Origin of the sequence: Paenibacillus lycopersici (genome assembly GCF_010119935.1) — a bacterium.
Classification (GTDB): Bacteria; Bacillota; Bacilli; order Paenibacillales; family Paenibacillaceae; genus Paenibacillus_Z; species Paenibacillus_Z lycopersici.
Window position 1 is genome coordinate 4,828,169 of sequence record NZ_CP048209.1, and the last position, 14,529, is coordinate 4,842,697.

The following is a 14,529-nucleotide window of genomic DNA, read 5'->3' on the forward strand; positions in this document are numbered from 1 at the left end:
CTTGAATAGAGCGATCTTGGGCAAACTTCAGCGGATTACGGCGCCTCGGTCAAAAGCGGCATACATGCAGGTCGCCGGCGGGCATCCGCCTGTGCTACGATGGATCAATAGGCCTCCCGCAAGCCGACGGCGAATGCAGGAGGAACGGAAAGCGAGTGGATTCCTATGGCGAATTTGCAGCCCTTATTTCAGGAACCGATCATACGCCAGATCGCGTTAAGTCCCGGTTACGAAGATCATGCAAGCGACGTTTGGCTTGTTCAGACAAGCCGGGAAGAGGTCGTCGTGAGAGCTTCGCGAATGGCCGGCGTACCGGATCAAGATTTCTGGTACGGCTGCAATCGTATGTTCGGCGTCGATCCGGCCAGAGTCCACGAATTGGAGCGGATCAATAATGCGCTGCATCGATGGAGTACGATTGCCGTGCCCAGAGTCATCCGGAAAGGCGTGATCGACGAGCGGGAATTCGTCGTGGTCGAGAAGCTCGAAGGCGAGGTTTGTTCAACTTTCAAGAATCAGCCGGACGGCGCTGCCCGTCAAGGCGATAACCGGCGAACAGCGCATGCATCGAACGTAGAAGGAGGGCCGTCCGCCGGCCCTCCTACGCTGTCTTGCCGCTGTTCATGACTCTCCCTCGTCCATCCCGTGCGTCAGCATATGATCGACGAATGCCTTCAGATGGCCGCTCGTCGTCTTCAATTGTTCGATGCTGCTCATGAACGCCATGACCAGCTTGGCCTGATCCGTCGATGCGGCGGCGATTTGGCCGATGTCGGACTCCATCTGCGCGATTGACGCTTTGACGGACGCGAGGGATTCCTCGATCTGACCCGCGGCCTGCTTGCTGTTGTCGGCCAGCTTGCGCACTTCCTTGGCGACGACGCCGAAGCCGGCTCCCGCTTCTCCGACGCGCGCGGCTTCGATCGCCGCGTTAAGGCCGAGCAGGTTCGTCTGCTCCGAGATCTCCCGTATCAACTGCGTAATCGACGCAACGCCCGAAGAATTCTCGACCGCTTGCTGCGAATTATGAAGAATCTCGCCTACGGAAGCCGTCAATTGCTCGGAATGGGCGGCGACTTGCCGAATGCCTCCGAGCAGGTTGTCGATCGTCGCTTCGGTTTCCGTCATTAGCGACTCGAGCGAGCGCTGATTCTCCATCGAATAGCGAATGCTTAGAATCGCGGCGACTTCGTCATTCTCGTCCTTGACCGGTATGCAGACGACGTCGACCGGCACGCCGAACCGTTCGGCCGGCATGCGCGCGGTGCTTCGTTCCTTCCCGTCCTTCAACGGCTTGAAATCCCGGTCCTCCTCGGGTAACGCATCCCCCGCCTGCAGTCCAAGCTTGACAGCCTTGCCGTCGGACCAGAACAGCACCTTCTCTCTGTCATAGACGGCGAGCGACACATCCTCCCTGAATAACTCCTTCACGAAAGGCATACTGGCAACGAGCGCTTCTATCCGATTCATCCTGTTCACGGTTCTCCTTCTCCAGCTGGAATGAGTCCTACTCCTATACTATCGGTTATGGGCCGAACGATTTGTATAAGCATTCCCCGTCAAGCCCTATATCCAGGAAGATTTCCCGGGACTAAGGGATAAGGTCCGCCCGGTTTCGAATAGATTTGTCTCCATCATTAAGCCATTTGTCCCCCATGCGGCTTCCGCGGCTATACAAATATATCCTCCGTCAATCAAAATGTATCCCTACCCATAATTTGTTAATTCCCTTATTCTAACATCGATACATAAATCCAATTGGGAGGTCCCGCTATCATGAAGAAACGTCTTCTCGTCTCATCGGTCAGCATGGCGCTTGCGGCTACGACTGTCTTGTCTACGGCTGGTGCGGCAACAAAATCCGACACGATCGTAATCAGGCACACGCAGCTGGGCGAATCGAAACAACAACGTCTTAATATCCTCAAGGATGTATTGCAGCGGGTTTCAAAAGAAGTGCCGGGCGTCAAATACAAGCTGGACGGCGTGGATTCCGACGTCAACCGCAAGGAGAAATTGCGCTCCGAAATGGTCGTCAACAAAGCGCCGGCGATCTTCGACCTGTTCGGCGGATCCGACACGCAGCTGTACGCCGAAGCCAATCGGCTGCTCGATCTGACGCCGATCCTGAAGGAGCTCGGCTTGCAGAACAAGTTCATTTCGCTGGGCGAATTTACGGTTAACGGTCATGTATACGGCTTGCCGATCGGCGGCTACCAAGAAGGCTATTTCTACAATAAAGAATACTTCAAATCCAAAGGCCTGAAGGTGCCGACAACCTTGGCCGACCTTGAGAAATTGGCGGATACGATTAAAAAAGACGGCAAAACGCCGTTCGCCCAAGCGTCCAAAGCCGCATGGGTGCCGCTCATGACCGCCAATACCTTGTGGGCTCGTTACGCAGGCCCGGATATTACGAACGGGTTCGTAACCGGCAAGACGAAATGGAACAGCGCGCCAATGGTAGCGGCCTTCACGAAATACCAGGATTGGGTGAAGAAAGGCTACTTCAAACAAGGCGAGCTCGGTCTGGACTACGCCGAACAGCGCAACCAGCTCATTCGCGGCGAAGCCATCATGATGTATGACGGATCATGGGCGTCCAGCGTGTTTACGGATCCGAAGCAAGCCGGCAGCTTAGTGAACAAAGTCGGTTACTTCCCAATGCCGTCGGTGGCCGGCGGCAAAGGCAACCAAACGTACGTGAACGGCGGCTACTCCAACGGGTACGGCTTCTCGTCCAAAGTGAAGAACGACAAGCAGCAATTGGCCTTCGTCAAATCGTTCATCAAGAACATGTACAATGACGAAATGCAAATTCGCGGACTCGAAGCAGACGGCGTTCTGCCTTCCATGAAAGTCAGCAGCAGCAAATTGGCGAAAGCCAACGTATCCGGCCTGGTGAAGGAAATCATCGAAGTCGGCAACAAGGCAAGCGGCGCATTCCCGGCCTTCGATTCGATCGTTCAAGCCGACGTCAACACGGCGCTGAGCGAGGGCATTCAGAAGTTAATCGCCGGCAAAACAACGCCTAAGGCCATGCTGGACAGTGTGCAGAAGGTACAGAATACCGTAAACAGCGACGACGATTTCTAAAGGCCGATAAGGATGGAAAGTACCACCCTCCTCAGAGTGGGTGGTACTTTTTTATAGCATCGATACACGCAGCAGATGTCAGATTATCGCGGAGGAAACGATGAATAAAACATTAAGAAATCCATGGACGTATGTCCTGTTTATGCTGCCTCTCTTTGTGCTCTATGCCATGTTTTTCATCTATCCGATGATTTCCGCCTTCGCCACGGGCTTCATGAAATGGAACGGTCTGACCGAACCGCGGTTTAACGGTTTGACCAACTTCAAGCATGCGTTTCATGACGATAAATTCTGGAACGCCGTACTGAATAACGGGAAATTCATTCTGTTCTCGGTCTTCGTGCAAGTGCCGATTATTATTTTCTTCTCCCTCTTGATCAGTAACGTGAAGAAGCTCCAGGGTTTATATAAAACGGCCGTGTTCATCCCCTCCGTCATGTCGACCGCGGTAATCGGCATCTTATGGAGCTTCATCTACGAACCGGATATCGGCTTATTCAATCTCGTTCTGGCCAAAATCGGCTTGCACCCCGTCATGTGGTTATCCGACACCCACTGGGCCATGTTTTCGATCTTGATCACCAATGCCTGGCAGTGGACGGGATTCTACATCGTGATGGTGCTTGCCGCCATATTGTCGATTCCCCGGGAAATCGACGAAGCCGCGATCGTCGACGGGGCCAGCGCCTTTACGCGCGCTACCCGGATCACGGTTCCGCTCATTATGCCGATCATTTCCGTCGTCATCATGCTGTCCATCGCGGGCGCGATGAAAGCGGCCGATATTATCATCGTCATGACGGACGGCGGACCGGGCGGGGTAACGGATGTCATGGCAACCTATTTAATCAAATACGGGATCACGAACGCGAAATACGGATACGGCAATTCCATCGGCGTGTTGATCTTCGTATTCTCGCTCATTCTTACCGCCTTGTATCAAGTATTGATCGCCAGAAGAGTCGAAAGGGTCGAATACTAATGACGATAACGCTACGATCCGTGAAGAGAAGCCTTCCCCATGTTATTTTGCTAGGTTATCTTATCGTGACCCTGTATCCCTTCCTGTTCGTCCTCTTCTCGTCCATCAAGTCGGATAATCAGGCCATTGCAAGCAATCCGTTCGGCTTCCCTTCTTCGTTTCATTTCGAGAATTATTACGATGCTTGGGTGAATGCGAAAATCAGCGTTTATTTTTTCAATAGCTTGTATATCTCGACGCTATGCGCGATCGCGACGATTATCTTATCATCTATGGGAGCCTTTGCGATTACGCGGATGCGGTATTTGAAAATAAGCAAAGGGTTATACCAGTTCATACTCATCGGCATGCTCATTCCGGGTAATGCCTTACTGCTGCCGATCTATAAAATGCTGAATGATCTGGTGTTCTTCGGCCACGCCGTCTTGGGCACCCATATGGCGCTTATCCTCCCTTATACCGCCGGAGCCATTCCGTTTACGGTCATCATTCTGTCGGCGTTCATGCGATCGATTCCGAGTGAAATCGAAGAAGCTTCGGTAATGGACGGATTGAGCGCGAAGGGCGTGTTCACCAAAATGATATTGCCCATCACGATACCGGCGCTGGTGACCGTTTTCATCATTAACTTCATCAGCAATTGGAACGAGTTCCTGATGGCGAACTTCTTCATCTCCACCGATGAATTGCGGACGCTCCCCGTCGGGATGGTCGGTTTCCGCGATATCTATAACACGAATTACGCTCAGATGTCGGCGGGGATCGTGTACAGCATCCTGCCGGTCATGATTATATACGCCGTCCTGCAGAAGCAAATCATCGAAGGCTTAACCGCCGGCGGCGTGAAGGGCTGACGCCGAGAAGACCCGCTCGCGCACGGAACGCGCTTGCGGGTCTTCTTATGGGCTTTTTGATAGGGTTATAACGTCAGTAGCTGCCGCTGCCCGTGAAGGTACCGGCGTCGAAATTCATGACATTGATCGGCTCGATGTCCTCGTCCATGTCCGAGCTGTAATATTCAACGGTGTGCGCGTCATCCGCATAGATCGCGAATGGGCCGGTATAGATCGTCCAGGCGCCGCCGTTGATCCGATACAGCGTTTGCTGAACGGTGCTGTTGACCGCCGCGGACTTGAGCGTGACGGTAAAGCCTTTGATATACGTAGTCCCGCTGGCCGTTGCGGCGTAGATCGGGTCAAAATGATACTTCGTCGCCACGGAGGACGTGCCGGGATCTTTCCCGATCGGTACCGTAATGGTACTGCCCGGCGAGCCGTCCGGATTCACGGTCATGTACTTATACAGCATGGATTCGGCCTGCAGCGCGAAGGTTTCCGTCGACGGCGCGTCCCCGGAGGAATCGTTCTGATACCCCGTAATCAACAAATCGCTGAAATGAATGACCATATACGTCCGGGGCTGCGAAGCGGATCGGGTTTGGAAATACAAATAGCCGTCCTTGATAGGCTTGCCCGTCGCCAGCGCCTTAAGCAGCGCGAGCGAGGAGGCGTCGGTTCGCTTCGTCAAGCTTACGTCGGTGAAGGCCGGCTTCCCGGCTCCATGCCCCGATCCCGCCGCGGCTTGGACGGAGGCGCCGAGCGAATAGGACGACACTTCAATGGCGTCTTTGAACGCCCCTCCGGTAAAGCCGCCCTTCAATCCGTCGAGCGTCAACAGCATGGGAGGCAAGGCGTCCGAAGGCGCGGCCTGCACGGATGCCGCCCGGGGGAAGAACAGCAGGGCGGCAGCCACGAGAAGGGTCAGTAGGGTTAACGGGATGCGTCTTGCCAATCGGATCTACTCCTTTGTACCAAGCAAATACGATGCACGTGAACGTCAATGGGCCGGCGGGCAGCCGACAAATCCAGCAATCCTCTCACTGGACGCGCTGCCGCGGCTCGTCGGCTCCTATCGCCGACATCCTGTCGTTCGATTAGTTAACACGTTAGTTAAACACGTTCTTCTCGATGTCAACGTTCAAGGTAGAAGTGCTCTCGACCCGGCCGTCCGGACCGAAAACATTATACGTGAACATGGCTTGCGCATAATTCAAGGAGATGGATTCCGTCAGCTTCTCCTCGCCGCTCCCCGACGTTTGCTGGGAAGTGACCAGAATATTCTTCATTGCGATGGACAGATAAGGCTTGTCGCTTCTGCCATCGAAGAAATAGAGCGTCCCGTCCTTGATGGCTTTGCCCATAGCCAAATTCTTAAGCAGCGGCAGGGACGCGGCATCCAAGTACTTCATCAGGCTCACATCGGAGAACGACGCTTTTCCTGCTTTGCCCCCGCCGCCGCCGCCCACAGCGGAAACCTGAAGGGATGCCCCGAATGACACGCTCAAAATGTCGATGCCATCCTTGATAGCGGCGTCTCTGGATTCGCCCTTGATGCCGTCCAGCACCAAAATCACGCCCTTGCTATGCGCCGCCGCTCCGAAAGCGGTTGCGGGAGACAAGGCGGTTATTGCGATGATGGCGAGCAGCAGGGCGAAGAGTTGCAGCTTCTTGCGTTTGAACAAGACGATCAGCTCCTTGGGTTCGACAGATATAATGATACATTTTGTATCAAGTCTATCATAGAGGGGCCGATTTGCCAACGGCTTATCCGATTTCTCTCTTTATCTGTGTCCCATTTAAAGTAAACGAAGAAGGCCGCCATGTAGACGGCCTTTACTCCAGGTCTTCAGCCTTCATGATTTAAGATCCGCAGCATTTTCCGAGCGCTCATTGTCGATTAATTCGTATTCACTTTCAGGGAACCAGAAAGCGCGCCCCGCAGTCTCATGGAATATCATATATTCCCTGGAGCCATCCTCTCGTTCGCGAACCGCGCGCACGGTACGATAAATCCCCGAAGCACGATGTCTAGCAATCATGATTCATCTCACATCCCCCGATAAAATCGCTATTTTCTCCTTATCGTATGTTTGACCTCAGCTATCCGTGAGTCTAAATCGATTGAACAGCAGATACTAGTCCAAGCAAACCCTAGTAGATTGCCATACTCTGCTAGTATCCTATCGAAAAAGGAGGTGTACGACATGGGTGTTTTCATTGACGGAAGAACGTCTCAAAATGCTAGCTTTGCTAACTCGATTGCCATCCCGATTCTTGTGGTTGACACGCCTCAATTGTTCGGACAAATCGGTCTGAATACGGAAGGAGCGGCTGGCGTGCCGCGTGTCATTTTAAATGGTACCGTTTCTTTGCAATTACCTCTTGCGCTCGTAGGAGTAACCATTACAGTCGTTCGAGGTACGTTGCCGACAGACCCGTTGGTTTATTCCGCTACATCAACCTTTGATCTAGATGTACTCGCTCCACAAGTCATCTCTTTCATGGCTAGCGATTACAATCCACCCATTTCCGAGCAGCTGACTTATACTGCTTTTATAAGTTCTAACTTAATCGGTACGATTCGCGTTGGTCCTGAAAACTTTGATGGTATTCTTATTTCCGATTAATGCAACGATAAACTCCCGCCACGAATGGCGGGAGTTTACGTTACATAGTTGGCATTTTTAAGAATTGCCCGATTGGCCCATTCCGTTACCTCGCTTTTTCATCGAAGCCGATGTTGAACGTATCCCCATCCTGTCCGCTATGAACCGCTTCCCGACCCGAATCGCGCACGATCACGCTGATCTCGGTCCCGGATCCGCGCCGTACTTCCAGATCGAAGCAATGACCGAAGGCATGCGCATTCCTCAAGGACATGACGGGCCAACCCGCAGGTAGGCGAGGCGTGCAGCTATAGGAAGCAAGGCCGGTTGGGCTTAATCCGAATAAGCCTTCCGTGATGACCCGTCCGTACAACGCGCTTTCGGCCGAGAGATGACGCTGATTCCCTTCCGGATACGCTTCGACCGCATAAGGGACATGCTCCCCTAACAGACGCCGCCGCGAATAGGCCGTTAGAAGATCCAGCCCTCGTTCCGTTTCGCCTGCCATGAACAGGGCACGCAAGCCATAGAGCGTGGAGCGATCCCAGAACACGGTGTCTCCGGCTTGCGTCGACAGCCCGTCGACCGTCCATAGCCGCGGCGATACCAATGCCGCGACCGTGCCGTCTTGCCGTTCCGCGATTCCCATCGTAAGCGGCAGGCATATCCAGGAACGGAGAATATCGTTGCCGTCGTAATAACGATAGGTTTCAAACCCTTCGACTTCCGCGCCGAAATAAGCTTCGATCGCCGTTCGCAAGCGTTGGGCCGCTTCGGCGAACAGGTTCGCTTCCTCGGGCTTCTCCAGCGCTTCGGCAAGCATCGCGGCATAACGGAACCCCCCGTAAGCAAGCGAGGAAGTGGATAGATTAGCATCTCCTGTCGGGAAGCGTCCCTCCAGTTCATCGGAGTCCGAGGCGATGACGCCTTCCGGCGTCAGTTTGGAGAGGCAATAATGCAAGCACCATACGATTGCCGGCCATAGCTCGGCAGCTAGATCGCGCTTCCCGCCAGCCAGCGCGAATAGCGAAGCGCCATAGGCATACATCGCTGCATCTCCACGGTCGCCCGCCCCCTCCCAGATATCATAACCCTCGGCGATAATGGAGGAAGGAATCGGGGTGTAATCCGGCCCCATGAACGGCATGTAGAGACGAAAGGCATTTATCGTAGCTTCAATAGCCGTCTCGTCTCCTAGGAATGGGAAGAACGGGGCGGCATACTCGATTTGATCGTTCGTCCACACCGCCGCGTAGAAGTTTCCGCCTCCCGGTCCGTGCAGAAGGCCGGACTTCGTACGAAAGACGCTTTCCGCTGCCCGCAGCTTGGCAAACGCGAACATCCGGTTCAGCACCGGATCTGGCGTAACGAGCTGTAGCCGATCTTGCAGCGCGTGCATTCGCTCACGCCTGCGCGCTTCTTCCGCAAGGGGGACAAGCGGCCAGTGCCGCTGGCTCCAAATACGGCCGGCGAAGGATACCCCGATTTCCCTGCTCTCGCCAGGCATAAGGGTAATCGGACCGACGGGATCGCATAGGCTCTCCATCGCATAGATTCCGTAGATCCCTCTGCCGCGAGCCGAATATGCCGGCGAATCAACTTCAATGACGACGGAAGTATTCGTTTCATTCGAGAGAACGATCGTTTCCTGTAAAGCAGGCGCTTCGGCCGCCGGAAACAGCTTGCGCCGGATTGATATTCCCTCTGCCGTCCGGCTATCGATTGTCAGAATCCCGTCAAAGGCAATGCGCTGCGGCAGCTCATCGACAGGGCTCCCGTTTACTTGAAACCGCGGCATTGCGGCGGCAGGATAATCATGGATGAGGCTGGCATGCGTATCGTTCGGAATCGTCCGCAGCATCGGCCATACCACTTTGCGGTGAATCGCCAGTTCGCCGGATTCGTTTACGCCATAGCGAATGATGGCGGATACGCGCAAGCCGCTCATTTCCACCGTATCTTCATGGGGAAGCCGCGCATCCGCATGAACCTCCCATTCGATTCCTTCCTTCGTCAGCTTCCATCGATCTTGACCAGCCGCTCGGTTCATAGTCTTCGTTTGCCCCTTTACATAGAAAGTGATGTTTGCAGATCGCCTTCCCGGAACAGCTCGACAAACGCGTCCACGATGTTCGGATCAAAATGATTGCCGCGCTGACTCACTACTTCGGCAAGCGCATCCTTGGGAGCCCATGCCTTCTTGTACGGTCGTTCATGGGTCAGGGCGTCATAGAAATCGGCTAAGGCGACAATCCGCGCCTCGATCGGAATCTCTTCCCCCTGCTTACCCTCCGGATACCCGGTTCCGTTCCATTTCTCGTGATGGGCGAGCGCGATCAAGCCCGCCATTTTCAATACGGCGAAACGGCTCCCCTCCAAAATATGGTGGCCGATCGTCGTGTGCGCTTTCATGCGCTCGAATTCATGCGGCTCGAACCGCCCCGGCTTCATCAGGATTTCGTCGGGAATCCCGATCTTGCCGATATCGTGCAAGGGCGCGGCCTTGCCGATCATCTCCGCGTGCTGCTCGGGCAATCCAAGCCGCCGCGCAATCAGTTCGGACAAGCGGCCCACCCGCTGCGTATGCAGCCCCGTAATATCGTCGCGGTATTCCGACGTACGGCCGAGCAGCTGCAAAATTTCCCTTTTCGCCTCTCCCAGCTCCTCCGTCCGCTCCATGACGCGCGCTTCCAGCGAGTTATTGTACTGCCTCAGCTGTACGTGAAGCTGCCGCGTCTTCAACAGATTGCGAATGCGGAGCAAGACTTCCGTGCGATCGAACGGTTTCGTGAGGAAGTCGTTCGCCCCTGCCGCCAGCGCCTTCTGCTTCATTTCCGCCGTCGTATCCGCGGTGAGTACGAGAACCGGCAAATAATCGTCCTCGCCTGTTCGCGAGCGGATTTGTTCCAGGACTTGCAAGCCGTCCATGCCCGGCATGTGCATATCCAGCAGCACGATATCCGGCCCGATCTCGTCCATGAGCCGTTCAACCCGGTACGGATCGGGCGTGCTGTGCACGGCTTGAAATTGCGCACGGCTCAAGGTGCGCTCCAGAAGACTGATATTGTATTCCTGATCGTCAACGATCAATATGGTTGCAAGTTCCGGCGCATTCATGCCCATCTCTTCACTCCAATCAGCTGCAGTGCCAGCGATCGCTCTACGATCTTAAGAGAGCAATCGATGCCTCGTTATTACCCGTTCTGGCGGAGCTTGTCGAGCGCCGCCCGTATTTTGCCAAGAAGACGGGGCATATCGATCGGCTTGGTATCGAAAGCGTCGCAGCCTGCCCGGATCGCTTCCGCTTCATCGCCGGACATGGCGTGCGCCGTCAACGCAATGACCGGAATCGAGCTCGTCGCGGCCGAGGCCTTGAGCTTCCGGGTGGCTTCCCAGCCGTCCAGAACCGGCAGGCTTAGATCCATCAGGATCAGATCGGGACGCTCCCGCGCGGCCATGTCCACGCCTTGCCGGCCGTCTTCGGCCATGATGACCCGGAATCCGTTCCGGATTAACCGCCGGGACAGCATGTCGCGATTCATCTCGTTATCCTCAACCAGCAGTATGGTCGTCATGATGCTTCTCCCTCTATCACTCTGCGAATTTCGGTAAGCAGCCACTTGTGATCGGTCGATCCTTTTTGCAGAATCCGCTTGACGTAACCGTCCAACTTCATGCGTTCTTCCATCGAGATCGACTTGGCCGACAGCACGACGATCGGAATCGAGCTCCATGAATCATGCTTGCGTATTTCCTGAACGAATTGAAAGCCGTCCATCACCGGCATCATCAGATCCAGAATAATCAACCCGGGGATATGGACCTTCAGATACTCCAGCGCGACTTTGCCGTTCTGCGCTTTGACCACTTTATAGTTATCTCTGTGCAGCAGCTTCGCCATCATATCGCTTGTCGTTTCGTCATCCTCGATGACCAGCACGGAATGATTGTTCCGAATGGCGATATATTTGTCCATGACCTCGATCAGCCGATCGCGCGACACCGGTTTCATGATATATTCGGAAGCGCCGAGCGCGAATCCGAGATTTCGATCGTCCGACATGGTCAGAATGACAACGGGGATGCCTTTCAGCCCCGGATCCGCTTTAAGCGCGGACAGCACGCTCCAACCGTCCATCGCCGGCATGAAAATATCGAGACAAATCACTTTGGGCCGAAGCGTCTTGGCCAGCTGCAGCCCCTTCTTCCCGTCTTCGGCGACCGCGATCGTCCAGCCTTCCTTGGCGAGAAGCTGCTGCAGCAGCTCGCGGCTCGAACGCTCATCGTCAATGAGCAGAATATCGGCCTGACCCGCACCTTCATCATCGGGCTTAGGCGCGGCTTCTTCTTTGGCGGTCACTGTCGTATTCGAAGGATCGGCGGGAAACCAGCAGGTGAACGTGCTCCCCGCGCCGAGCTCGCTTGTGACGGAGCTGTCTCCTCCCATTAGATTGATGAAGTGCTGACTAATGGCAAGACCTAGGCCGGTGCCGCCGTATTTGCGCGTCGTCGAGGAATCGGCCTGGGTGAATGGCTGAAATATCTTATCGATTTGCTCAGGCGCCATCCCGATGCCGGTATCCTGGATTTTGAACGCATAGCCTTCTTGATGATTCCTCGCGTCCCGGTATATGTCGAATTGAATCGTGCCGTCATTCGTGAATTTGCCCGCGTTGCTGAGCAGATTGAGCAGGATTTGCCTCAGCTTCGTCACATCCGTCGTGATCAGGCCGTCCATCGAACGAACGTCCAACCGATTCCCGTTCACTTCGACCTGAGGCTTGACCGTCGTAACGACGTCCTGAACGAGACTTTGCAAATCGCAGAGTTCGTAATAAACCTCCATCTTGCCGGCCTCGATCTTCGAAATATCCAGAATATCGTTAATGAGCGTGAGCAGATGCTTGCCTGAATTGCGGATTTTGGAGAGATCCTCCGCCAAGACGTCCTCTCCCGATTCTTCTGCCTCTTCCAGCAGCATTTCGCTGTAGCCGATAATCGCATTAAGCGGCGTTCTCAGCTCATGGCTCATATTCGCAAGGAACTGGCTTTTGATGCGGTTCGCCTTGACAGCCTCGTCACGGGCCTTCTCCAGCTCCGCCGTTCGTTCTCGTACCGATTCCTCCAAGTGCTCGTTGAGCTTTCGCAGCTCTTGGTTGATGAAATAGATTTCGGCCGCCTTCTCCTGTATTTCCGAATCTTTATGGGACAATCGTTTGGAAATGAAGATGCCCAGCAAGGAGAGGCCCAGCGTTAACAACGTGCCGATCGCAATGAAAATGGCCAGCCATTTGGAATCCAGCATCAGCCCCGAGGAACCGGCTCCGGGATGCGAATGAAAATGAGCCGCCGCCATCCCGATGTAATGCATGCCGGCGATCGCCGCACCCATTATTAACCCGCTCCCCATCTTCTTCCATACGCCGCTGATGCCTTTATCGCCGCGGAAATAAATGGCCAGCCATAAAGCCGCCACGGAAGCGGCGAAGGCAATCAGAATCGAGAGGGCGAACAACGGCGGATCGTACCGGATGCCAATCTGCATGGCGGCCATGCCGGTATAATGCATCGTCGAAATGCCGATCGCAAGCAGCAGTCCGCTGCCAAGCAGCTGGCGCACCGTCACGTTATCGCGGGCGGCGACGTACAAGGCGAAATACGACGCGACGATGGCCGCAAGCACGGACAGCAAAATATAAGTTAAATCGTAAGCAACCGGGAAGGGGAGGGAGAAGGCAAGCATCCCGACAAAATGCATCGACCAAATCCCCATCCCCATCGTGACCGCCCCGAACAGCAGCCACAACAAGCGGCTTCGCCCCGAAGTCTCGCTAATCCTACCCGCCAAATCCAGCACATTGTACGAAGCGACGATCGCAACCACATAGGAGAAAATTACCAGCAAGGAATCATACGTGCCATGAATATGCTCATGCTCCATTAGATAAGTCCTCTCTCTACGATATCTCTATAGCCTTAGTACCTTAGTACTCTCCAGGTTGTTCTCTCCAAAACTAGCAACAGGGTCCTAGCTGCCCAATTATAGCATGAATGCAGGGCATGGAAAATATGGGGAAAGAGCGCGGGTTTTGTCGCCATGCGTCTTGCCAATATAACTCGGAATATCGCTTCGCGTCTTCAAGCAGCCCCACGGCATACTCATGCCTGGACACCGCCACCGTCAAGGCGATCATCCGTTGCAAGCAGTAGACGGGCCACATAAGCTGTCTAAAACGAACGAAATACACGAGAGGAGGGGCTTTTCCCTTTGTCCAGTCCGTTTGTATCGATTATCATCCCGTTTTACAATGACCCTTATGTCTCTCACGCGATCACAAGCGCGCTGGAGCAGACCTATCCCAATAAAGAAATCATCATCGTAAGCGACGGGGCCACGAAGCATAAGGAACGATTGCTTCCCTATCTGCGGCATCAGGGCGTTTATCTCTACGAAAAAGATAACGGCGGGACGGCAAGCGCACTGAATGCGGGCATCCGGATCGCCGCAGGGGACTATATCGCCTGGCTGAGTTCGGATGACCGATTCTATCCCAACAAGTTGGAAAATCAGCTGGCCTATATGCTCCCGAGGAACGGGGAGATTTCATTCAGCGATTACGACGTCATCGATGGCAGCGGCTCTGTTGTCAGTCAGAACGTAACCCCTAAATATACGGATGTATTCGCGTTCTACAAGGCATTCGAGCATTATTGTCCAATTAACGGCTGCACGGTGGTCGCCCGAAAAAAACTGCTTACCGATCTTGGCCTATTCGATGAAGCGCTGCCCTATACCCACGATTATGACTTATGGTTCCGGGCTGTCCTGAGCGGAGCCGACTTCCACTACGTGAACGAACCGCTCATCCAATACCGGGTTCATGAAGCCATGGGTTCGATGCGCCATCTTCCCGTCATCCAGCTTGAGACGGAGACAACGAAGCAACGATGGTGGCCGCAGCTCAGCTCTCTCATCGAAAGGCTGGGAAAGTCTTGATGCGCGATA

At 54.4% G+C, this 14,529-nt stretch carries 13 protein-coding genes; 6 read left to right on the forward strand and 7 right to left on the reverse strand.

Annotated features, from left to right (window positions below):
- Nucleotides 1-165: 165 nt before the first annotated feature.
- Nucleotides 166-627: a hypothetical protein gene (locus GXP70_RS21360; RefSeq protein ID WP_162358703.1), complete on the forward strand. Its 462-nt coding sequence runs from the start codon at nt 166-168 to the stop codon at nt 625-627.
- Here the strand turns inward: GXP70_RS21360 and GXP70_RS21365 are convergent.
- Nucleotides 622-1,470, reverse strand: a complete 849-nt coding sequence (locus GXP70_RS21365) for a methyl-accepting chemotaxis protein (RefSeq protein WP_162358704.1) — start codon at nt 1,468-1,470, stop codon at nt 622-624. The genes GXP70_RS21360 and GXP70_RS21365 overlap by 6 nt on opposite strands.
- 306 nt (nt 1,471-1,776) lie before the next feature.
- Between GXP70_RS21365 and GXP70_RS21370 the strand changes: the two genes are divergently transcribed.
- The 3 genes from GXP70_RS21370 (at nt 1,777) to GXP70_RS21380 (ending at nt 4,932) form a co-directional block, all read left to right on the forward strand.
- Nucleotides 1,777-3,096 (forward strand): extracellular solute-binding protein, encoded by a 1,320-nt coding sequence (locus tag GXP70_RS21370; protein WP_162358705.1) that lies wholly within the window; start codon nt 1,777-1,779, stop codon nt 3,094-3,096.
- 100 nt (nt 3,097-3,196) lie between these two features.
- Nucleotides 3,197-4,078, forward strand: coding sequence for a carbohydrate ABC transporter permease (locus GXP70_RS21375; RefSeq protein WP_162358706.1), 882 nt, complete (start codon nt 3,197-3,199; stop codon nt 4,076-4,078).
- The gene (locus tag GXP70_RS21380; protein ID WP_162358707.1) at nt 4,078-4,932 is read left to right on the forward strand and encodes a carbohydrate ABC transporter permease; all 855 of its coding nucleotides are present in this window, start codon (nt 4,078-4,080) and stop codon (nt 4,930-4,932) included. The genes GXP70_RS21375 and GXP70_RS21380 overlap by 1 nt, the downstream gene beginning before the upstream one ends.
- Nucleotides 4,933-5,005: 73 nt before the next feature.
- Here GXP70_RS21380 and GXP70_RS21385 read toward each other — a convergent pair whose 3' ends face one another.
- The gene (locus GXP70_RS21385) at nt 5,006-5,869 is read right to left on the reverse strand and encodes an Hcp family type VI secretion system effector (RefSeq protein ID WP_162358708.1); all 864 of its coding nucleotides are present in this window, start codon (nt 5,867-5,869) and stop codon (nt 5,006-5,008) included.
- A gap of 154 nt (nt 5,870-6,023) precedes the next feature.
- The gene (locus GXP70_RS21390; RefSeq protein WP_162358709.1) at nt 6,024-6,599 is read right to left on the reverse strand and encodes an Hcp family type VI secretion system effector; all 576 of its coding nucleotides are present in this window, start codon (nt 6,597-6,599) and stop codon (nt 6,024-6,026) included.
- Between the two features lie 522 nt (nt 6,600-7,121).
- On the opposite strand from GXP70_RS21390, the gene GXP70_RS21395 reads away from it, so the two are divergent.
- Complete coding sequence (locus GXP70_RS21395; RefSeq protein ID WP_162358710.1) at nt 7,122-7,544, forward strand: hypothetical protein; 423 nt, start codon at nt 7,122-7,124, stop codon at nt 7,542-7,544.
- Between the two features lie 85 nt (nt 7,545-7,629).
- On the opposite strand, the gene GXP70_RS21400 is transcribed toward GXP70_RS21395, so the two are convergent.
- From GXP70_RS21400 to GXP70_RS21415, 4 genes are all read right to left on the reverse strand, one after another.
- The gene (locus GXP70_RS21400; protein WP_162358711.1) at nt 7,630-9,573 is read right to left on the reverse strand and encodes a glucosidase family protein; all 1,944 of its coding nucleotides are present in this window, start codon (nt 9,571-9,573) and stop codon (nt 7,630-7,632) included.
- Between the two features lie 17 nt (nt 9,574-9,590).
- Nucleotides 9,591-10,646, reverse strand: a complete 1,056-nt coding sequence (locus GXP70_RS21405; RefSeq protein WP_225442508.1) for an HD domain-containing phosphohydrolase — start codon at nt 10,644-10,646, stop codon at nt 9,591-9,593.
- 71 nt (nt 10,647-10,717) lie between these two features.
- Nucleotides 10,718-11,098, reverse strand: coding sequence for a response regulator (locus GXP70_RS21410; protein WP_162358712.1), 381 nt, complete (start codon nt 11,096-11,098; stop codon nt 10,718-10,720).
- Nucleotides 11,095-13,464, reverse strand: a complete 2,370-nt coding sequence (locus GXP70_RS21415; protein WP_162358713.1) for an MHYT domain-containing protein — start codon at nt 13,462-13,464, stop codon at nt 11,095-11,097. Before GXP70_RS21415 ends, GXP70_RS21410 begins: the two co-directional genes overlap by 4 nt.
- Nucleotides 13,465-13,791: 327 nt before the next feature.
- On the opposite strand from GXP70_RS21415, the gene GXP70_RS21420 reads away from it, so the two are divergent.
- Nucleotides 13,792-14,520: a glycosyltransferase gene (locus GXP70_RS21420; protein ID WP_162358714.1), complete on the forward strand. Its 729-nt coding sequence runs from the start codon at nt 13,792-13,794 to the stop codon at nt 14,518-14,520.
- Nucleotides 14,521-14,529: the final 9 nt, after the last annotated feature.